At 26.3% G+C, this 21,693-nt stretch carries 23 protein-coding genes, 1 pseudogene and 1 other annotated feature (1 of these 25 only partly in view); of the genes and pseudogenes, 5 read left to right on the top strand and 19 right to left on the bottom strand.

Features of this window, described 5'->3' with window-relative positions; translation table 11 throughout:
- Window positions 1-136 (bottom strand) — a binding site (T-box leader) (it extends 119 nt beyond the left edge of the window).
- A 118-nt stretch (window positions 137-254) separates the two neighbouring features.
- Window positions 255-431: a hypothetical protein gene (locus EIH23_RS16200; protein ID WP_164488974.1), complete on the bottom strand. Its 177-nt coding sequence runs from the start codon at window positions 429-431 to the stop codon at window positions 255-257.
- A gap of 195 nt (window positions 432-626) precedes the next feature.
- Here EIH23_RS16200 and EIH23_RS03705 point away from each other — a divergent pair, with 195 nt between their 5' ends.
- A complete protein-coding gene (locus EIH23_RS03705; protein ID WP_122638867.1) occupies window positions 627-1,253 on the top strand; it encodes a peptidylprolyl isomerase in 627 nt (208 codons plus the stop codon).
- A 46-nt stretch (window positions 1,254-1,299) separates the two neighbouring features.
- Here EIH23_RS03705 and EIH23_RS03700 read toward each other — a convergent pair whose 3' ends face one another.
- From EIH23_RS03700 to EIH23_RS03685, 4 genes are all read right to left on the bottom strand, one after another.
- Entirely contained in the window at window positions 1,300-2,499 is a 1,200-nt protein-coding gene (locus tag EIH23_RS03700; RefSeq protein WP_122638866.1) for a cation:proton antiporter, read from the bottom strand.
- A gap of 165 nt (window positions 2,500-2,664) precedes the next feature.
- A complete protein-coding gene (locus EIH23_RS03695; RefSeq protein ID WP_122638865.1) occupies window positions 2,665-3,636 on the bottom strand; it encodes a Gfo/Idh/MocA family protein in 972 nt (323 codons plus the stop codon).
- A 78-nt stretch (window positions 3,637-3,714) separates the two neighbouring features.
- Window positions 3,715-4,272: a C40 family peptidase gene (locus EIH23_RS03690; protein WP_243113309.1), complete on the bottom strand. Its 558-nt coding sequence runs from the start codon at window positions 4,270-4,272 to the stop codon at window positions 3,715-3,717.
- A 60-nt stretch (window positions 4,273-4,332) separates the two neighbouring features.
- The gene (locus EIH23_RS03685) at window positions 4,333-5,823 is read right to left on the bottom strand and encodes a phytoene desaturase family protein (RefSeq protein ID WP_122638864.1); all 1,491 of its coding nucleotides are present in this window, start codon (window positions 5,821-5,823) and stop codon (window positions 4,333-4,335) included.
- A gap of 140 nt (window positions 5,824-5,963) precedes the next feature.
- Here EIH23_RS03685 and EIH23_RS03680 point away from each other — a divergent pair, with 140 nt between their 5' ends.
- On the top strand, window positions 5,964-6,878 hold the full coding sequence (locus EIH23_RS03680) for a patatin-like phospholipase family protein (RefSeq protein WP_122638863.1): 915 nt from the start codon (window positions 5,964-5,966) through the stop codon (window positions 6,876-6,878).
- Window positions 6,879-6,942: 64 nt separating this feature from the next.
- Here the strand turns inward: EIH23_RS03680 and EIH23_RS03675 are convergent, their stop codons facing one another.
- From EIH23_RS03675 to EIH23_RS03665, 4 genes are all read right to left on the bottom strand, one after another.
- Window positions 6,943-7,383, bottom strand: a complete 441-nt coding sequence (locus EIH23_RS03675; RefSeq protein ID WP_330566169.1) for a hypothetical protein — start codon at window positions 7,381-7,383, stop codon at window positions 6,943-6,945.
- Between the two features lie 12 nt (window positions 7,384-7,395).
- A complete protein-coding gene (locus EIH23_RS16840; RefSeq protein WP_330566168.1) occupies window positions 7,396-7,569 on the bottom strand; it encodes a hypothetical protein in 174 nt (57 codons plus the stop codon).
- 82 nt (window positions 7,570-7,651) lie between these two features.
- Complete coding sequence (locus EIH23_RS03670; protein WP_122638862.1) at window positions 7,652-9,514, bottom strand: heavy metal translocating P-type ATPase; 1,863 nt, start codon at window positions 9,512-9,514, stop codon at window positions 7,652-7,654.
- A 156-nt stretch (window positions 9,515-9,670) separates the two neighbouring features.
- Window positions 9,671-9,946 carry a metal-sensing transcriptional repressor gene (locus tag EIH23_RS03665; RefSeq protein ID WP_122638861.1) on the bottom strand — a complete coding sequence of 92 codons (276 nt, stop codon included), beginning with the start codon at window positions 9,944-9,946 and terminating at the stop codon, window positions 9,671-9,673.
- A gap of 205 nt (window positions 9,947-10,151) precedes the next feature.
- On the opposite strand from EIH23_RS03665, the gene EIH23_RS03660 reads away from it, so the two are divergent.
- The 3 genes from EIH23_RS03660 to EIH23_RS03650 all read left to right on the top strand — a co-directional run bounded on the left by EIH23_RS03660 (window position 10,152) and on the right by EIH23_RS03650 (window position 13,235).
- Entirely contained in the window at window positions 10,152-10,793 is a 642-nt protein-coding gene (locus EIH23_RS03660; protein ID WP_122638860.1) for an undecaprenyl diphosphate synthase family protein, read from the top strand.
- A 143-nt stretch (window positions 10,794-10,936) separates the two neighbouring features.
- Window positions 10,937-11,722: a PIG-L family deacetylase gene (locus tag EIH23_RS03655; RefSeq protein WP_122638859.1), complete on the top strand. Its 786-nt coding sequence runs from the start codon at window positions 10,937-10,939 to the stop codon at window positions 11,720-11,722.
- A 241-nt stretch (window positions 11,723-11,963) separates the two neighbouring features.
- Window positions 11,964-13,235: a DUF1002 domain-containing protein gene (locus tag EIH23_RS03650; RefSeq protein WP_122638858.1), complete on the top strand. Its 1,272-nt coding sequence runs from the start codon at window positions 11,964-11,966 to the stop codon at window positions 13,233-13,235.
- A gap of 43 nt (window positions 13,236-13,278) precedes the next feature.
- Here EIH23_RS03650 and EIH23_RS03645 read toward each other — a convergent pair whose 3' ends face one another.
- The 10 genes and pseudogenes from EIH23_RS03645 to EIH23_RS03600 all read right to left on the bottom strand — a co-directional run bounded on the left by EIH23_RS03645 (window position 13,279) and on the right by EIH23_RS03600 (window position 21,684).
- On the bottom strand, window positions 13,279-13,527 hold the full coding sequence (locus EIH23_RS03645) for an RsiV family protein (protein WP_122638857.1): 249 nt from the start codon (window positions 13,525-13,527) through the stop codon (window positions 13,279-13,281).
- Between the two features lie 117 nt (window positions 13,528-13,644).
- A pseudogene (locus EIH23_RS17170) lies at window positions 13,645-13,704 on the bottom strand (hypothetical protein); the annotation flags it as partial.
- The gene (locus EIH23_RS03635; RefSeq protein ID WP_122638856.1) at window positions 13,695-14,042 is read right to left on the bottom strand and encodes a hypothetical protein; all 348 of its coding nucleotides are present in this window, start codon (window positions 14,040-14,042) and stop codon (window positions 13,695-13,697) included. The pseudogene EIH23_RS17170 and the gene EIH23_RS03635, both read right to left, overlap by 10 nt.
- Window positions 14,043-14,122: 80 nt before the next feature.
- On the bottom strand, window positions 14,123-16,120 hold the full coding sequence (locus EIH23_RS03630; RefSeq protein ID WP_122638855.1) for a penicillin-binding transpeptidase domain-containing protein: 1,998 nt from the start codon (window positions 16,118-16,120) through the stop codon (window positions 14,123-14,125).
- A gap of 16 nt (window positions 16,121-16,136) precedes the next feature.
- Window positions 16,137-16,967, bottom strand: a complete 831-nt coding sequence (locus EIH23_RS03625) for a DUF6241 domain-containing protein (RefSeq protein WP_122638854.1) — start codon at window positions 16,965-16,967, stop codon at window positions 16,137-16,139.
- Window positions 16,960-17,487: a sigma-70 family RNA polymerase sigma factor gene (locus EIH23_RS03620; protein WP_122638853.1), complete on the bottom strand. Its 528-nt coding sequence runs from the start codon at window positions 17,485-17,487 to the stop codon at window positions 16,960-16,962. The genes EIH23_RS03625 and EIH23_RS03620 overlap by 8 nt, the downstream gene beginning before the upstream one ends.
- Window positions 17,488-17,635: 148 nt before the next feature.
- Entirely contained in the window at window positions 17,636-19,270 is a 1,635-nt protein-coding gene (locus EIH23_RS03615) for a hypothetical protein (RefSeq protein ID WP_122638852.1), read from the bottom strand.
- Between the two features lie 3 nt (window positions 19,271-19,273).
- Window positions 19,274-20,059 carry an ABC transporter ATP-binding protein gene (locus EIH23_RS03610; protein WP_122638851.1) on the bottom strand — a complete coding sequence of 262 codons (786 nt, stop codon included), beginning with the start codon at window positions 20,057-20,059 and terminating at the stop codon, window positions 19,274-19,276.
- A gap of 15 nt (window positions 20,060-20,074) precedes the next feature.
- Window positions 20,075-20,878: a pyrroline-5-carboxylate reductase gene (proC, locus tag EIH23_RS03605; protein ID WP_122638850.1), complete on the bottom strand. Its 804-nt coding sequence runs from the start codon at window positions 20,876-20,878 to the stop codon at window positions 20,075-20,077.
- 137 nt (window positions 20,879-21,015) lie between these two features.
- Complete coding sequence (locus tag EIH23_RS03600; protein WP_122638849.1) at window positions 21,016-21,684, bottom strand: GntR family transcriptional regulator; 669 nt, start codon at window positions 21,682-21,684, stop codon at window positions 21,016-21,018.
- Between the last annotated feature and the right edge of the window lie 9 nt (window positions 21,685-21,693).

Genomic DNA, 21,693 nt, shown 5'->3' with positions numbered 1-21,693 from the left:
GTTGTAGCCTAAATCTTTACGATCTCGGTACACCACTCCAAGGCCATTTTCGCTTTAATATCCTTTGCTCCTTCTCACCAACAGGAACTCTCTGTATAAGTATTTTTAAAGTTACTTTCCTTTTCTCTGCGTTTAATTAATTTTATATTTATATAATATATGCATACTATATCTTTGTCAATCATTTTTTAATTTTCTAAATATTTTTTTAATTATATTTTTTAAAAACTACTACTCTTATATTATATGTATACCTATTTGTTATGTTTCTCTGGATGACAATTTTCACCATATACATCTGGACTTTTCTTTAAAGTGGATGTCCATTGATTATTATTTTCATCTTTTTGTTTTATTTCTGCCTTACTTGTTAAAGATGCATTTGCACCTGCCCATTGATTGTTACATTCACACTTATTTTTCTTATCCATAAGGTTCCTCCTTTAAGTAAATATATTTATATTATTTGTAAAAAAGATTGTTATATATATGTAAATACTTGTTAATTCTATATTCAAGTAGAAATAAATTAGTATTATTTTATCTTGCTTTTCGTCTAGTTTATTTTGAGTAGTCAATTTCTTTATGATATAATAAATAATATTAAAATTAAGGATGGTACATATATGACAACAAAAAAGAAAAAAGGATTTATTGCAAGTATTATAGCATCAGTACTTTCTTTAGTTGGTTGTTCATCAAATACTGTAGTTGATGAAGTGAGAACTCCACCTAAAGAATTACCTATAGCAACTATAACATTCAAAGATTTTGGTACTGTTGAAGTTGAATTATATCCACATATAGCTCCAAATACCGTAAATAATTTTATAGAATTATCAAATAATGGATTTTATGATGGGCTTACTTTCCACAGAATTATAAAAGACTTTATGATTCAAGGTGGAGACCCTGAGGGAAGTGGTATGGGTGGACCTGGTTATAAAATAAAAGGTGAATTTACAAGTAATAAATTCACAAATAACTTAAGTCATACTGAGGGTGTAATATCTATGGCAAGAAGTCAAAGCAAAAACAGTGGTGGAAGTCAATTCTTTATAGTAACTAAAGATGCTCCACATTTAGATGGTCAATATGCTTCTTTTGGTAAGGTTATAAATGGTATGGACATTGTTCATGAAATTGAAAATGTTGAAACAGGTGCTAATGATAGACCAGTTAAAGATGTTATTATTGAGTCTATAAAAGTTGATACTAAAGATATTAACTACGATTCACCCATAAAAATATAAATTATAAAAGGATGGTTTAAAAGACCATCCTTTTATAATTTATATACTATTTTACTAAATCAACTTGTAAAGATTCTTTTTTACTTCTAAATGCTAATTTTAATAGTATTGGAGATATAATAGTAGTTATTACAGCTACAATTACTATTGGCCCCAGCATTGTTGATGATATAAGACCTAATGCTGCCCCCTTACTAGCTACTATAAGTGCAACTTCTCCTCTTGATACCATCCCTATACCAATTTGAAATGATTCTTTTTTAGAATATTTACAAAGTTTTGCTCCTAATCCACAACCAATTATTTTACTTAGTATTGCCACTATAGTTAATAATGTTGCAAATATAATCATGTTTATATCCATTTTAGGTAAAACTATCTTTAATCCTATACTTGCAAAAAATACTGGTGATAATAAAGTGTAGGATACTACACCTAGCCTAGCTTCTATATACTCTTTTTTATTTATATTAGATAATGTTAGCCCTGCTATAAATGCACCAGTTATACCAGCTACATTAAATATCTCTTCTGATATATATGCAAATACCAAACAAAATACAAATGCAGCTATTATAAACCTTCTTCTATCTCTATCTTCACGTTCAGACCACCTTTTAAATATATTATAAAAAATTATTCCTACTATGATTGCAAATATAAAAAATCCAACTATTTTTAACAATACACTACTGACATTAACTGATGTGTCTGAAAGACTTGTTACTAATGTCAAACCTACTATTCCAAGTATATCATCTATAATTGCAGCTCCTAATATCGCTGTACCTACAGATGTATTTAATTTTCCCATTTCTTTTAATGTTTCAACTGTTATACTAACTGAAGTTGCAGTTAAAACTATTCCTATAAATATATTTTTTAAAAATGTATTCCCAGTATCACCACTTATATACCCATAAAAATGGCCTACTAAGAATCCTCCAATTAAAGGCACTAAAACTCCTAAAACAGCTATAATAAAAGAAGTTTTACCAGTTTTTTTTAAATCTTCTAAGTCAGATTCTAATCCTGCACAAAACATTAAAACTATAACTCCAAGTTCAGATAGCTGTAATATAAAATCAGTTTCTTTAAGTATATTTAACATAGCAGGCCCTAATACTAGTCCAGCTAATAATGCACCAACAACTTGAGGCATTTTAAATCGTCTAGTCACTAAACCTAATACCTTTGTACTTAATAAAATTAAAGATAGGTCTAGTAAGAAATGATATGATAACATAAGTTATCCCCCCTTTTATTTTACTTTAATTTCCAATAAGTTAATTTACTCCTTTTAATTGACTTTGTCAACAGTTTGTTTGTTAAAAAAAATACACCTTTTTTTAGGTGTATTTTTAACTGAATTTTTTATATTATTATAAAATTTTTTTGTTATATCTGTATTTTATTCAAATGGATAAACTAATCCTATTTTACTTCTAACTATATCCATTAAGCTTGCTAGATCTAAAGTTACTTTGTGAGATGCTATATCGCTTTCAACTTTGTTATTTTTTATACAATCATTCACTTCAATAATTTCATATTTATATCCTGATTTATTATAATTATCCTTAAAATATAATTCTTCATTTTTTGAATATAAATAAGCTTCTTTTGCCATATGGAATTTAGGAATAATTATTTTACCTTTTTCTCCATATATAACGGCTGTATTATCTGTCTCTAAAGCTATGGAACATGTTAAAGATGCTAATGCATCATTTTCATATCTTAAACTGATAACATCACTTTCATCTACATTTGTTCTAGTCATAACTGAAGTGGCATTTATTTCCTTGGGAATATCACTCATCATAAAGTTAGACAATAATATTGTGTAAATACCCACATCTAAAAGAGCTCCTCCAGCAAGATTCGGATTATATAATCGTGAATTAATATCCTCTTTACTTTTAAATCCAAAGTTAGCTGTTATCATTTTTATATTTCCAATCTTATCTTCATCAATCCATCTTTTCGCCTCTTTAATTGCTGGTAAAAATAATGTCCATAGGGCCTCCATTATAAAAACATTATTTTCTTTGGCTAAATCTAAAACTAACTTACTTGTTTTTTTATTATAAGAAAATGGCTTTTCACATAATATATGTTTTTTTGCATTTATACATTTTGTTGCATATTCCATATGATAATTGTGAGGTGTAGCTATGTAAACTGCATCTATATCATTATCATTTAAGAATTCATCAATATTGCTATAAAATTTTTCAATTCCATAGTTATTCGAAAATTCTTTTGCTTTAGTCTCTGTTCTTCCATATACTGCAACTAATTTACCATTTTCTGTTTCATTTATTTCCTTTGCAAAAGCATTAGCTATTGCACCAAGTCCTATTATTCCCCATTTAATCATTTAATGTATTCTCCTTAGGTGTTTTAATTTATATTATTATATAATAAGTATAAAATTTTAAAATATATTCAAATCTTATTACTGTATTTCTTTTATATTATTTATATAATCTATAGGTCTATATATATCTCCATTACTATACATGAAAAAAGGTGACTGTTTTACTCCACCAATTGGATATGCCATATTATTTGATGATTGTATAACTTGTCCTTTACCAATATACATTACTACATGCCCTGGAGTATATATTAAATCTCCAGGTTGAATTTCAAATTTACTTACTTTATAACTTTTTAATATATCCTTTTGTTGAATAGTTGAGTATCCTATATTTATACCAGTTGCCTTTTTATATGTCCAGTATGTAAGTCCAGAACAATCAAATCCTTGCTTTCCAATGTATCTTTCCTTATTTAACGGATAGTAATCTATACCATATTCTGATATAAGCTCATTAAGTCTTTCTTCAGTTATAACTTCACCTTTTCCACCCCATACATACTCTAACTTTATCTTTTCTTTAGCCAATGAAACAACTTCTGTTATTACTTTAAGGTCTTCTTCGCTTATATTCTTATTTTCATCCTTATATTTATTTTCAATATATTTAGTATAAATAAAAAATATTAACATTATAATTATCATTACTAAAAATACTTTTAATAATAATTTTAAAAATCTTTTAATTATAACTCACTCCTTATTATCATTATTAATAACTTCACTTACTATCTTACTTCCATCTATAATTACTGATACGCCATTACCTGGATGAGTTGATGAACCTATAAAATATAATCCTTTTATAGTTTTTGACTTAATATGAGGTCTCATATATCCTATTTGGCTTAATTTATGACTAATACCAAATGCATTTCCATAGTAAGCATTAAATTTATCTTTTAAATCTAATGGTGTTAGGTAGCTTTCATGTACAATATTTTTATCAATATCCTCTAACCCTTTTATATTTTTAACTTCAAGTATTATTTTATCTCTAAATGCGCGTATAAATTTTCTATCCCATTTTATATCTTTAAATTTTAAATTTGGAACCCTTACAATAATATTCATAACGCTACATCCTTTTGGACACATACTTTCATCTATAGAACTTGGTGAATATATATACAATGATGGTTGTTTTGGTATATAACCTTTAAATGCTGCCTCTATACTTTCTCTAAAGTTATCATTTATATATATATTATGTACTTTTAAATTTTCATATTTTTTATTTAATCCCAAATAAATAATAAATACTGAACATGAGTAGTCTTTATTATCTATATTATTTTTATTATATCTAAACTCCTTAAAATTATCTTCAAATAAATCTTTAATTGCATATGGATAATCGGCATTACATATGACTATATCTGATTCATATATTTTATTATCACATTTTACACCTATAACATTATTATTTTTTATTATAACTTTACTAACCTCTTTATTTAACTTAATTTCTCCTTTAAGCTCTTTTATAAGTCTTTCTAAACTACTAATATATTTATACATACCTCCTTTTATATACCAAAGTCCATACATACTAGATATTGAAGGTATTAGTGTGTATAAATTTGAGTTAGTATACGGATTTACTCCAATATACATTGATTTAAATATAAAATACTCTCTTAGTTTTTTATTACTTATTTTAGATGAAATGTATCTACTAGCACTAGAAATTGGATTTATATAAATTAAATTTTGTAATGATTTTAAATTAAGTGTTTCATTTATGTCAATCATAGGTTCATCTAAAAATCCTTTTTTGCTTATTAAATATTTTTTAAATGATGTCATAATAAGATTAAAATACTCTATAGACAGACCTTCTTGGATATCTTCTAAAAAATTAATCATCTTTCTAGTGTCACTATAAATATCTAAGTAAGACTTATCATTATAATTAACTCTATAAATTAAATTTAAATTTATTAATTCAAAATAATCTTTATAATCTTTGCCTACTTCTTCAAATATTTTAGTGTAAATATCTGGAGTCATTAATACAGATGCGGTTAAGTCAAACTTAAATCCATTTTTTTCTTTTAAATTTACCTTTCCTCCTACTCGATTTTCTTTTTCTAGTATAGTAACTTTATACCCCTTATTAAGTAATCTTATGGCAGTACACAATCCACCAATTCCAGCTCCAATAATAATTACTTTTTTCATTTTGCATACACCTTATCTTTGTTATTATGATTTAAATAAATTTTGCCCGAAATTCATTATATTTAATATAGTTGGTTCACTTTTCAAATAATGTAATATTATGTAATAAGATATTTATTTTATTTGGTGGTGAATTATATATGTATGCAGACTTAGTATGTAAAGGTGGTGGAGTTAAGGGCATTGCTCTTGTTGGAGCTATTTCATACTTTGAAGATCAAGGTTACTCCTGGAAAAAACTAGCTGGAACTTCTGCAGGTGCAATTGTAGCATCTTTACTGGCTGTTGGATATACCTCTAGGGAACTTACAGATATTTTATTTGACTTAAAATTAAAAACTTTTATACATGAAAAATCATTAAATTCTATACCTATACTTGGTCCACTATCTAATCTTTTAATAAGAAAAGGCATTTATTCTGGAGACCCTGTAGAAAAATTTTTAAACGAAAAATTTAGAGCTAAAAATAAAACTACTTTTAGAGATGTATATATAGATGGTGAAAGTAAGTTGAAAATTATAGCCGCAGATGTAACAAATAAAAAACTTGTTATACTTCCAGATGATTTAATTAAATACAATATAAATCCTTTAGATTTTGAAATTGCAAAAGCAGTTAGAATGAGCATTAGTATACCATTCTTTTTTAGACCTGTAATAATTAATGATAGTATTCAAAATAATTATATTGTTGATGGTGGACTTTTAAGTAATTTTCCAGTTTGGATATTCGATATTCCAGGAATACCTAGATGGCCTACATTTGGTTTAAATCTATTTGATGATAAAGTAAGTTGTCCTAAAAAAAGAACAAGGTTTACATCTTATGCTTTAGATATAGTTGAAACTTCACTAAATACTAGCGAAGATATTTACTATAAAGAAAGTGATACTATTAGAATAGTTAATATACCTACATTAGGTATAGATTCTGTAAACTTTGATATTTCACAGGATGAAAAATTACGCTTATTTGATTCTGGCTATAACTCAGCTAAATCATTTTTAAACAATTGGTGCTTCGATTCTTATATAAATCGATATAGATTTTAATTTAATAAAACTAAGAGGCTATACTTTCTTTCAAAACTTAAGTTTAGCTTCTTAGTTTATATCATTAAACTCTCTCTATTTTATTTATACCATCTTCTTCTACATAATTAAATTCATTATTAACAGTATTTATAAACGACTTTATCCAAAGGCTTCTTAATTGATAAAATAATTCTACATCATTTTCCCAAACTTTTTTATGTACACATATTCTTCTCTTCCAACTTACAATATCATCACTAGATTCTAATATCTCATTTACTCTATCACATGGCATTCCATCTAGTATGTAATCATCAATCTTTTTAAATATAGATTTAGCATTGGATAAATCTATATTATTTTCTAAACATTCTTTACCTGCTTTAAGACCTTGATCTATATATATCTTTTCTATCTTAGTAATAGATTCACTATCTTTTTTTAAAATTTCTCTTATCCAAAATGCCATTCTTTCTTCTGCACAAGTTATTTTATCTTGCAGCCATCCATGTATATTCTTCATATCTATAAGTTCTTATAATGGCTTATTTGGTAATTTTTCTCCAAAGTTTTTAATTAATATTTCAAATTTTTTATCTACATCTATACCTTCTTCTTTTGCCAAGTTTATAATTTCATCTTCCAACCCTTCAAACCATAGTATTTTGTTATATAGCCAATAATGTATCTTACCTAAATATAAACTCATTATAACCTCCTAATTTATCTTTTCTAATTATTATTTGTATTATTAAATCTGTAAATTCATATTTAAGATAAATTAATTTTTATTAGCTACACCACTTCAGTAATAAAGCTGAGTGTATTATTACTAGTACTGAACCAATATTGTGCACAAGCGCTCCTACTATTTGGTTTAGTACACCTGTCATAGCTAATAATATAGCTACAAAGTTAAGTAACATTGATAATATTAAATTTATATTTATAGTTTTCATTGTTTTCTTAGATAAAGCTAGCAAATGAGGAATGCACTTTATATCATCACTTGCTAAAGCAATATCCGCTGCCTCAATAGCAATATCACTTCCAATTCCACCCATAGCTATACCTACAAATGATTTCTTTAACGCTGGATCATCGTTTATACCATCACCTACCATACAAACTTTATAGTTATCTTTTTGTAAATTATCTATAATAGATAGCTTATCACTTGGCAGACACTCAGAGTAAACAGTCTTGATTCCTGACATAGATGCTATATTATTAGCAGTTTGATTGTTATCACCAGTTATTAATATACATTCTGCCTCTAATCTTTTTATTTTTTCAATCATATTCCTTGCACTATCACGAAGTACATCTTCAAGTACTATAAATCCTTTTATTGCATCTTCATTGGCTATAAATATAATTATGCTTCCTTTTTCTTCAAACTTACTTACTAAACTTTCTTCTTTATTTGATAAATCTAATTTATTATAATTTAACAATTTTTTATTTCCAGCAAATACTTTTTGATTATTTACAGTGGCACAAACACCTTTTCCAATTTCCATTTTAAAGTTAGTAGCTTCATATAATTTAGAATCTGATTTATTCTTAAAACAATCTACTATAGATTTTCCAATTGGATGTTCTGATAACTTTTCTACACTTGCAGCTAACTTTAATAATTCATCATTACTTAAATTTTCCTCAAAAGAATATATATTCGTAATCTTAGGTTTTCCATATGTTAGCGTTCCTGTTTTATCAAATGTAATTTTTTTTATTCTAGATAACCTCTCTAGTGCATCTCCTTCTCTAATCAAAATACCATATTTAGTCGCATTCCCTATACCAGCCATAATAGCTGTTGGCGTTGCTAGTACTAATGAACATGGGCAAAATACAACTAAGATTGTAACAGACCTAATTACTTCCCCTGTTATAATCCAAGTTAATATTGCTGAGATTAATGCAATTACAACTATCCATGTAGCCCATTTGTCTGCTATCCCTACAATTTTAGCTTTTCCTGAATCTGCAGATTGAACTAATTTTATCATTTTTTGAAGTGAACTATCTTCTCCAACCTTTGTAGCTTTCATTGTAAATGCTCCAAATTGATTTACCGTACCACTGAAAACTTCATCCCATATTCCTTTATCTACAGGCATTGACTCCCCTGTCATTATGGATTGATCAATAGATGTTGCACCTTCTATTACTATACCATCTACTGGTATAGTTTCTCCTGGACGTACCTTTATAATATCATTTACTAAAACATCTTTAGCTGATATTATTTCTTCTTTATTATTTCTCATTACCCTTGCTGTTGTTGGAGTTAAATGTACTAGTTTTTCAATACCTGCTTTAGCTTTTGCTACCGTATGTTCTTCTAGTAATGCTCCTAATGTCATTATTAATGCAACTTCACCAGCTACAAAAACTTCACCTATTATTACTGATGCAATTAGTGCAATAGATACAAGTACGTCTGCTTTAATATCAAATTCTTTTATTAATCCTATAATAGCATCCTTTATTATTGGTAAACCACAAAGCATAATTGATATCCACGCAAAGTCAATAGAGCTTTGTACTAAATCAAAAAAGCTAATAAATAGTGATACTGCCGATATTATAAGTACTAATACCTTCCTTTTTTCTTCATCTTCCATAAATAACTTTAATTTAATCATAATCCCATCCCCTTTTATACCCATAGGGGTATATGTATTTATGATTAAATAGTAGTTCTATATATTTATATTTGTCAATAAATTTATCTATTAATAAAAAAGTTATCTAATTATAAACTTTTAATTAAAAGTATTATATTAGATAACTTTTTTAATCTATGACATTCGTGCAAAATGTTCTATTGCTTTAGCAAATTCATCTATTGCCTTATCTGCATCTCCGTGTTCTATTCCATCTTTTACACAGTGACTTAAGTGCCCTTCTAGTACAATTTGCCCCACCTTATGTACTGCACTCTTTACTGCATTTATTTGTATTAGTATGTCCTCACAAGGTACATCTTTATCAATCATTTTATCTATAGCATTTAATTGACCAATAACTTTTTTTATTCTTCTGTGTAAATTATCAGCATCCATGCATTTACGCATAATTCCCACCCCTTTTTATATTAAACTCATTCTTTAGAAAGCATATCATTCATATTTATTATTGTCAATTAATGCAAATTAATTAAAAATTAGTCATAAATAAGTTATATAATTCTCATTTTTTATTATAAAGTACAACCTTTGAGTTTATTTTTTTAATTATATGGAGAAAATAATACAATAATTTATATTTTATGGAGGTTCTATGAGAGTACCAGAGCATATTGGAATAATACCCGATGGAAATAGACGTTGGGCTTTAGAAAATAATTTAAGTAAGGATAAAGGATATGTATATGGAGTTAATCCAGGTCTTGAGGTATTTAAGCTTTGTCAAAAAGAAAATGTAAAAGAAGTAACTTTTTATGGATTTACAGTTGATAATACAAAACGCCCATCAGATCAAAAATTAGCATTTACAAAGGCTTGTATTGATTCTGTCATGCTTTTAACTAAAGAAGACTGTGAAATACTAGTCGTTGGAAATACAGAATCTAGTGCATTTCCAACGGAATTAATTCCTTTTACTACTAGAAGGAAATTTGGTAATGGAGGTATTAAAGTTAATTTCTTGATACATTATGGTTGGGAATGGGACTTAAATTTATTAAAGGGTAACGATACATCTAAGAAACGTATACTTCCATATCTTCATTCAAAAGATATTTCACGTATTGATTTAATTATTAGATGGGGTGGAAGAAGAAGACTTAGTGGTTTTTTACCAGTTCAATCTGTATATTCAGATTTTTATATAATAGATAGTTACTGGCCTGCATTTAAGCCACAAGATTTTTATGATGCGTTAAATTGGTACGATAAACAAGACGTTACTTTAGGTGGATAATATACATATGGTATGTCAATTATACTCATTTTTCTTACTATTTTGAGTATTTTTAGACATACTTTTTTATAATTATTTGTCAAATATATATCTTTTTTTCATAGTATATTATAAATCTTCTTATAAAAAGGAGTTGATATAAGATGAAATTTAAATCAAAAAAGTACTTTATATGGATATTGCTACCTATTTTGATATTTATTTTATTGTTTATAAACTACATATCTCTTTATTCAAATAAAAAATTTAATGACTATGTTGTTTTTTATCCTCAGCATCAAGATGATGAAATTCTTTGGGCTGGTAGTGCTATTTTAAATGCAATAAATGAAAGAGGCAATAATCATGTTTTTATAGTGCTTATTTCAAATGGATCGGGATCTTATATTTTTGATAAGTATGATAAATATAAAGATTTAACTATTGAAGAAAAAAGGGAAATACGTAATAAAGAATTTTTATCATCCGTTGAGGCTTTAGGCATAAAAAAAGAAAATGTCTTAATCTTATCAGATAAAAATCCTTCTAATTCATCGGACTTTAATTTAATGAAAGAAACTGCTTTAAGTTTTGAAAAAAAATATAAAAGTGTAACTCATATTGCTCATACTTATAAATATGATAACCATCCTCAACATTTAAAAAATGGATTGGTTATTAAATCTTTGTATGATAATGGGTATATAAAAGATGCACGATTTTTTATTAAACCTAAATTTGTATACCATGTACCCAAAAATATTCTTGAAATTTACTATATAATTTCAAATAAAGATCTTAATAAAATAAAAAATTCTTGTAATCAGTATAAAATTATAGATGAATCTATAGGTCGAGAAGGAATAGGATACAAATCAGATAATAAATCATTTGATGCACTTTTAAATGATTTTCATGCTAAATCCTATTTACATCATCTAGATATATAGATAATTTAAAAGTATTGACAAAAATATTCTAGTAATTATAATATTTATAAGTCTATAAACTAGAATATTTTTATTTTTATTAATATTTATTAAGAAATTCTTAACTTTTTTGTCATTAGAGTTACAAAATTGTAAATGCATTGAATAAAAAAATAGTTTATAGTATATTAACAGGGGGATACATAAATTCTGATAACAAATCGTATACATTGTTTGTACGATAAATTAAAGGAGATTGAGTATGAAATTAAAAAATAAAATAACTTCCTTATTACTTTGTGGTGCTTTATTTTTAGGAAGCATAAATTTTGCATTTGCTGATGGAACTAGAGTTGTTACTCTAGGTGCAAACTTAAGTACTGAACAAAGAGCTACTATGTTAAAGTATTTTGGTGTTAATGAAAATGAAGTTGTAATAGTAGAAGTAAATAACCAAGAAGAAAGAAAGTATCTTGAAGGTGTTGCTACTGAAGCACAGCTAGGTAAAAAAACTTATTCTTGTGCTTATGTTGAGCCTACTAAGTCTGGTAGTGGTATCAATGTTAAAACTGCAAATATAACTTGGGCTACAAGTTCTATGATAGCAAGTATAATGTCAACAGTTGGTATAGAAGATGCTAACGTAGTTGCTGCGGCTCCATTCCCTGTATCAGGAACAGGAATGATGACAGGTATAATGAAGGCTTTTGAAGATGCAACTGGAGAGCCTTTAGATGAAGATAAAAAGGAAATTGCATCAGAAGAATTAATAATAACTGGTGATTTAGCTGATGAAATAGGTGGAGAATCTGGTCAAGATAAAGCTACAGGAATTATTAATGATATAAAAACAGAAATAATAAAGAACAACACTAGTGATACTGTTCAAATAGCTGAGACTATAAATAATATTACTAATAACTATAATATAACTTTAACAAGTGAACAACAAAAACAAATAGAGGAATTAATGGCTAAAATAGCACAACAAGATTATGATTATAATAGCATAAAAAATGCTTTAAATAGCGTTAAAGATAACGTAAATGATAGTTTAATCGCTGCTGGAGAAATAAAACCAGGATTTTTCGACTCTATAAAAAATTGGTTTAGTGGTATCGGTCAGTGGGTGTCTGGTATATTTGAAGGAAACAAAGATTTAGGTATACTTGAAAATACTAACGATACTCTACTTGGAGATAATGCAGTTATAGATGCTACAGATAAGGATGCTATAAACTTACCTTCAAGTGAACAAGTAGAAGGATTCTTTGCAAAAATTTGGAATTGGTTTACAGGATTGTTTGATAATAATGATTCTAATAATGTGGATAGTAATACTTCTACTACAGAAGAATCTAATGATAGTGATGTTAATTCATTAGAACAAAACTCTACTACCTATGAAAATGTTCAACCAGATTCTTCATCAACTCAAAATGGTACAGTTGAAAATCCATCTGAAGATGTAGATAACTCAAACAATAATGATACAGTAAATCCTTCTGATAGTGAACATGCTACAGAACAATAAAATAACTAAAATAAAAAAAGACAGATTTTATTATCTGTCTTTTTTATATATTTAAGTATTTTTTAAATTGATTATTGTCAATTTTAAACTTTGGAATTCCAACATAATATGGTGCTATATCATAAACTTGGAAATAAATCACAATTCCATCATCTTCAATATAAAAATCTTGATTATCAGATATCCCATTAAACCCTTCTTTTCCTGTAAAGTATAACTCTTTATTTTTATTTATTTCTGAATTTATATAATCATTAATTACTTTTTTATAATCTACATCTTTTTTAAACATATCACTTAATAAAATTTTATCTCCAGTAAGTAAATTGTAATTAAATGATTTTAAATAAGTTATCCCATGAGCTCCTCCTGTGAAATTATATGTAGTTAAAGGTATTGAGATAATATTATTTTTATTATAAGTAACATCGTACTCTGAATACGCTTCATACTGATATTTTACATATTGTTGATTTTTATCTTTTGAAAGATCATTTGTATATTCATTTTCATATTTTTTAGACTGTTTTCTATCTCTTCTTTAAAATTTAATACGTATTTTTCTATATCCTCATTAATTTTATTAATTACTTTGATAGTATTTTTATCATTATAATTTTCTTTAATTTTTAAAAATGGATATTTTATATTTGCTTTAAAGAATTCACTTTCTTCATTTATACTCTTAACTTCTATTGTAAACATATTATTTGCACTTAAATCATTCTTTTCTTGTGCATATGAGTTACTTAAAACTATAAAAAACATAACTAGTATAGTTGATAATATTATTTTTAAATCTTTCATTTTCATTCTCCTATATATTTATTTTCGTAAATATATTTTCTTCTATATTCTATCAACTATACTAATTTTAAATTAATAAATTATCTATTTAAGTAGCTTTTTATTACATTTTTTACTTTTGGAACTAAATATGAAGATGTAGATTTATCCTTCATATCTTCCATTACCATAGCTATTGATAATTTTGAATTATCTAGATCTACTGCTACAAACCAACTATTTTCATTCCCATTATTATCATCTTTACTAGATTTTATTTCTGCAGTTCCAGTCTTCCCTGCTAGATTAACTCCATCTATTTTACATAAATATCCACTTCCATTAGGATCATTTATTACTCCAGAAAAATCTTTTTTTAATTCTTCTAAAAAATCTTTTGATATAGCTTCACTATATATATTAGGTTCACTATTTTCACTTATAACTAGTCTAGGCGCCATTATTTTTCCACCATTAGCCAATGAACTATATGCCATAGTTACTTCAAGAGGAGTGGTAAGTACTTCTCCTTGACCATAACCCGTATCTGCTAGTAGTATTTCATCTTCTATACTTCCACTATTAGAAATTTGTGATTTAGCCATAGGATATTCAAATTTTATATCTGCTCCTATTCCAAACTTCTTAGCACCTGATATAAATTTTTCGCGTCCTAACTTGATAGCTTTATCAGCAAAGTATATATTATCAGAATATATTGTTGCCTCATATAAACCAACTGAATCTATATCTTTTACTCTACTTACTTTATAATTTCCCCAAGAAGAAGAATTTTGCCAAGTTAATCCTTTTATGCTCATTTTTTCATTTGGATTTATTACATTATTTTCAAGACCAATTGCTGCTGTTATAAGCTTCATTGTAGACCCTGGAGAGTACGCATTATTTGCTCTATTATCAAACTCTGCATTTTTGCTTTCTTCCAACTCTTTAGCTATAGTTTTAGTTTTGTAACTTACCAATGTATTTGAATCATATGAAGGTGAACTTACCATAGCTAATACTTCTCCTGTAGTAGAATTCATTGCAATAGATGCACCTTTTTCATTATCCATTTGATTATATATTTCTTGCTGAAGCTTTGAATCTATGGCCAATTGTATATATTCTCCATCTTTAGAATCTGTTTTGGCTACAGTAATTTTTTCTTCTCCTCTTTCTATATAAATATGTACTCCATCTTTACTTCTTAACTTCTCTTCATATACTTGTTCTAATCCATTTTTACCTATCTGACTACTTGCAGTGTAACCTTTATCTGAATTTTTTTCTAATTCTTCAGCTGTTATATTTCCAATATAACCAAGTAAACTACCAAATGCCTCACCTTGTGCATAGACTCTTGATATTCCTACTTGTACATTAACCCCCTCTATTTCAAGTGCTTTACTTGCCTTTTCTTCATCATACTTTGAAACTTTTACAATAAATATTAGGTGGTCTGGATTTGAATTACTATCTAACTTATTTTGTATATATTCTTCGCTAATATCTAAAATACTAGCTAAATTACTTACATTACTCTTATCAAAAGTTTTTGGATTTATATATATATAATTAACTTCTCCATCGTATGCAAGTATATTTCCATCTCTATCTAATATTCTTCCTCTACTTCCGTTATATATTTGAACTCTTATTTTATCTCCTTGAATCATGTTAGGTAATATAAGACTCTCACTCCAAGATATTTTATATTCATTATCTTCTTTTTCTAATTTTATAATTAAATCATCATATTTTAACTGTCCAGCAGATGTATCCATGCTAATACTTATAGGGACTTGTAAATTTTCCTTACTTTCTTTTAATGCTATTTTAATATTACTTACATTCATAGCAGAATAAATTGATGTATATTTATTTATAAATCCTTCTTTACCCCCATACTCAGTTTCAATATATTCTTTAGATTTTTTTGATAATCCTTCATAAAATTCATCATACTTTTTTTCATTTAGTAATTGTACATAATTGTTTATACTGCTTTGTACTTTATCTTTAGTGCCACATCCTACTAAAAAAATCATCGTAAAACTTATAATGCTTATTAATAAAATAATTCTCTTTAATTTCATTTAGTTCTCCCCCTTATTAATTATTAAAGTAATTATTAATTATATCTTCTATCCTTTCTTCATTTATAGATATAGCTTTACCAACTTGTCCATCTAATATATTCCATACATAGTTATGAACTTCTACAGCATTTCTAAATTCACCCTTTTTCCACTTATTAAGTTCTGCATATAAATAATTCCTTGCCTCATTATTTTTAATATATTCTAATCCACTAATTGCTAGTTCTATACTTTTTGGTGTTATCTCTATATTTCCATACTTTTTATTGTCTATAGGGTTTATTATACTATTTGACATTTTATGTATAAACTGAACTGCTAAATATTCACTTTTAGGGCTTTCTGAGTTATCATTAATACTACTTAATATCTCATCTTCTTGATCTTCACTTATATTATCTACATTATTTACTTTATATTTTATAGGTTTAACAAACTTTATTTTATTATCTTTGTCTAAAGTAGCTTTGGGAACTATATTATCTATTCCTAACCTATATGCTAGTTCATCAATTTTCAAAGTTGAATTTATATTTCTTAACGCCATTTCTAAAATAGGTATTTTATGAGCTAATGCAGGGTTATATACACCTACGCTAAAAATAATAAATATACTCGCCGCACTTGCTACTAATCTTTTTTTATTTTTACTTTTCTTTATATCTAACTCAGCTTTATCTATAGATTCCTTTATCCAAATCTTCATATCATTAGGTGCTTTAATTGAGTTAATTTTTTCTTTATCTATATAAAATTCATTCATTTCTAAATCTAATTCTTCTAAACTTATATTTTCAATTTCATTGCCTGATTTATCATTTATTATCTTATTGTTTTTACTCATTACTATATCCCTCCTTTAATAGATTTTTCATATCAAAAATTGCTTTTCTAAGGTGGGTCTTTATAGTATTAATAGGCCTATTTAATACTTTAGATACTTCTTCAATTTTCATATCATGTATATATCTTAATATTATTGCATCTTTATATTTATCTTCTAATTCATCTATAGCATTATATAAATCTATTTTTGTTTCTATTTTATCATCTACTATTATTTCTTTTATATATGAACTTTCATCGTGTTCTAAATCAATCATCCCAATTTTGCTTATATAGTCATTAGAAGTATTTATAAGAATTCTACTTATCCAAGTTTTAAAATATTTAGGCTCTTTTAGTGAGCTTATATTTCTATAAGCTTTATAAATTGTTTCTTGAATTATTTCCTTTGCATCATCTTCATGCTTACATCGTATATAAGCTTCTCTATATAATCTATCTGAATATATATGTATTAATTCTTCAAATGCCTTTCGGTCCCCCTTTATGGCCCTTTTGACTAAGATTATCTCCTCCATTATATCCCCTCTTCTAATTATTTAATTTTATATTCACCTATTAGACTCTATTTTTCACAAAAAAGTTTTAAAAAAAAGACTATTTCTCACATACTTACATAGTATGATTAAAATAGTCTTTTTTTCAATATGTTTTTATATAAAGTTTTTATTTTACTGTAAATACTTTATTCCAAAGCAATGCGATTAATCCTACTAATAAGAATGAATAGCCATAAATAAAAATACTTTGCTTTGTAATACATATACCAAAATGAATTCCTACTAAAATTAAAGTTATAAACATAGCTTTAAAAACTACAAACATATTTTTAGATGAATTTGCAACATTATATGGCTTAGAAAATGGAAGACTTTTTTCATTTAGTTTAAATGTTGCCATTGATACAAGTATTCCTGATAAAAGAAGTACTATCATATGTTTTATAACTGATATGCCGAATATAAAAGCAAATATTATACTTAGTAATATAAATGATGGTAAAAATAATTTAATTAAACTACTTTTAAACATTCCAGTATATATATTTCTTTTATTTTTGATAGGAAGTATTTCATATATCCATGCTCCTTCATATTCATTTGAATATCCAACCATGGATACTATATTTTGCATTATTACTACTGCAAAGTAACCACTTAAAAATAAATAGCTTCCTTTTATTTCACTTAAATAATTAAATATACCACTATTATCATATGAAGTAAATATCATAATTAAAGGCATAAATGTTCCTAATGCTAAAGATGGATATACCTTTGTTTTAAACGTTCTATCCTTATCTAATACATTATAAACAAAATTAAATATAGCTCTTTCTTCTTTATCTTTGCAAATATATTTGCTAATCTTAAATCTTAAAGGATCTTTTTTTACTTTAATTTTATAATAATTATCATTTAACTTTTGTAAACTTTCTTCAAATACCGGTACTAATCTTTTATATATAAATAAAGATACTATTGGTACTATTATTGATAATATACTTAATATTATAGTCATAGTGTCAATATCATTACCTTGTATAAGTTTAAAGTTAGATGCAAAATACATTGGTACAAAAAATATATTCCACCATGATGAATTATATACAAAGTCTATGTTCATATAATCAAAGCTTCTAATTATAAATTGATATCCAATTGTAAATAGTAATAAGAATCCTATTTGGAATGTATTTAACATATCTTTAAGCTTTTCTCCTTTAAATAGCCTAAGAATTATTAAATATAAAATAGCTGTTATTACTATCATTAATATATCTATAAGAGCAATACTAAATAAAAATAGTAAAAAGTTTTTAATTCCAAATCTTAAAAATACAATCATGCTAAATCCACATAAAGCCAAACTTAAAGTAAATATGTATATAAATATATGTGTGGTTTTCGCTGCATTTAAAGTTTTTGAATCTATTCCTCTTATTCCGATTATATCTTTATCATCAATATCTAGTATAACACTTGAAAAATCTGATATTAATATAGTTAATAATAAAATCATAAAACATGAAAAATACATCGTCATTTTTAGTCTTATATCAATATTCATAAATAACATTGGTATATACATAACACCTAATATAGCATATACAATTAATGAACTATAAAAATAGTTTTTTTCTTTTAAATTTTTACTATTATCTATAGTATTAGGAACCCTTCTACTATCTAATGTAAGCTTTACTTGAAGAATTAATCTCATAGTATTATAATCAACACCAAACTTTGTATAAATACCTTTAAATAAATCTAATATTCTAAGTGTAAAATAATTTTTCATATTCTACACCTCATTTAAAATATCTATAAACTGTGTTGATAGGTTATCATGCTCATCAAATCCAGTTATATTATTAAATATTTCTTCTAAAGATCCATCAAAGCTAGCGCTTTTTATCTCTTCAAAATTACCATCTGCAGCTATATTTCCATCATTTAAAACTATTATTCTATCGCTTATCTTTTCTACAACTTCCATAATGTGAGATGAGTAAAAAATAGTTTTTCCATCTTCTTTTAATTTGCTTATTATTTCTTTAATAAGAAGAACACTATTTGCATCTAAACCACTTAATGGTTCATCTAGAAATAATATATCTGGATTATGCAATAATGAAGATATTATAGCTACCTTTTGTTTCATACCTTTTGAGTAGGATGATATTCTACTTTCATATGCTTCTCCTATTCCTAAAACATTCATAAGCTTTCTAGATTTATCATCACACTTTTTATAATCTAGTCCGTATAGTTGACCTATAAATGTCAAATACTCCCTTGCAGTTAAGCTTTCATATACTTTTACAACTTCTGGAACATAACCTATTTTGTTTTTGTATTCAAATTCTTTTTCTTTGATATTTCTTCCAAATAATTTTATTTCTCCGTCATAACCATCTATAATACCTAAAATTATTTTTATAGTAGTACTTTTTCCCGCACCATTCGGACCAATATATCCTATAATTTGCCCTTTATTTATATCTAAATTAATACCTTTTAATACTTCTTTTTCTCCATAGCTCATTTTTAAATTTTTTATCTCAATTATTTTATCGCTATCAAACATTATGATCCCCTTTTATTATTTACTCATTTTTTTTGATTTTTTTGCAGCCTTACTTACAGCTTTTATAACAGATGCTCTCAGATTTTCTTCTTCTAATACAGCAACAGCATCTATAGTTGTTCCACCTGGAGAACAAACCATATCCTTTAATTCACCTGGATGTTTTCCACTTTCTAAAACCATCTTTGCAGAACCCATAACAGCTTGTGCTGCAAACTTATACGCTTGATTTCTTGGCATACCTTCTTTTACTGCTCCATCAGCTAATGCTTCTATAAACATAAATACATATGCAGGTGATGAACCACTCACTCCTATTACTGAATCGATTAAAGATTCTTTAACTACTTCAGATTTTCCAAATGAATTAAACAATTCTATTACTAAATCTAAATCTTCTTTTGTTATATTTTTATTTGGGCAAATAGCAGACATTCCTTCATTCACTAAAGCTGGTGTATTTGGCATAGTTCTAATTATTTTTTTATCACTTCCTATAACTGCTTCTACTGACTCTATACTTTTTCCTGCAGCTATTGTTACTATTAATTTTTCATCATCTATAAATTCTTTAACTTCTTCTAGTACTATATCATAAATATTGGGTTTAACAGCAACTACAATTATATCTGAATTTTTAACTACTTCCTTTGAATCCTTAGTAGTCTCTATTCCAAAATCTATTTTTATTCTTTCTAATGTAGATTCACTTAAAGCTGAAGCTATTATTTGATCTGTATTTAATAATTTAGAATTAATTATACCTCCAATTATCGCAGATGCCATATTCCCTGCACCTATAAATCCTATCCTTTTCATATTTAACCTCCTTAAAATATTAAATTTCATTTTATTCCAATTTCTTTTTATTATATCATTTATAGATATAAATTTTTAAAATTTTATATATAAAAAAATAGAGTTAACAAGTAATTATATCGTTAACTCTCTATATATTATTTAGTTGATTCAATAAATCTCTTTTTAGCATTTCTAACATGCTTTCTAGCTTCTTCCTCTGCTAAATATTCATTACCTTTGTCAATTGCTTGTACTATTTTTATATGCTCTTCTAAAATATCCGATCTTTTCTCTATTGCATGTAATCCTACTTTTCTTAAGCTTTTTAAGTATTCATATATATTTTCTATTTGTGATAATAATCTTTTATTTTTACTAGCTGACATAATTATATCATTATATTCAGTATGTGCTTTCATATATTCATCATAATTTTCTTCATTCATAGTTTCTTTCATTATATCTATAATTTCTTTTAAACGATTTATTTCTCTTCTAGATATGTTTAAACAAGCTAGCCTTACTGCTAACCCTTCTAAAACTTCCCTTAAATCGTAAATTTCCATAGCATCTTCCTTTGAAATTCCTTTTACTAATGTACCTCTTCTTGGAATATTTACTGCTAATCCTTCTATCTCTAATTGTCTTAAAGCTTCTCTTACAGGCGTTCTACTTATACCCATGCTAGATGCAATTACATTTTCTACTAATCTATCTCCAGGCTTTATTTTATTTTCAAAGATTGCACTTCTTATTTCATCTAAAACTACTTCTCTTATTGGTCTTAAGTCTGTAACGTCTATTTTTTTAAATACAGTTTCCATTTTACACTC

Origin of the sequence: Romboutsia sp. Marseille-P6047 (genome assembly GCF_900604535.1) — a bacterium.
Taxonomy (GTDB): Bacteria; Bacillota; Clostridia; order Peptostreptococcales; family Peptostreptococcaceae; genus Romboutsia_E.
Note: the sequence above shows the minus strand (reverse complement) of the source record. Positions and strands in the feature narration are given on the sequence as shown.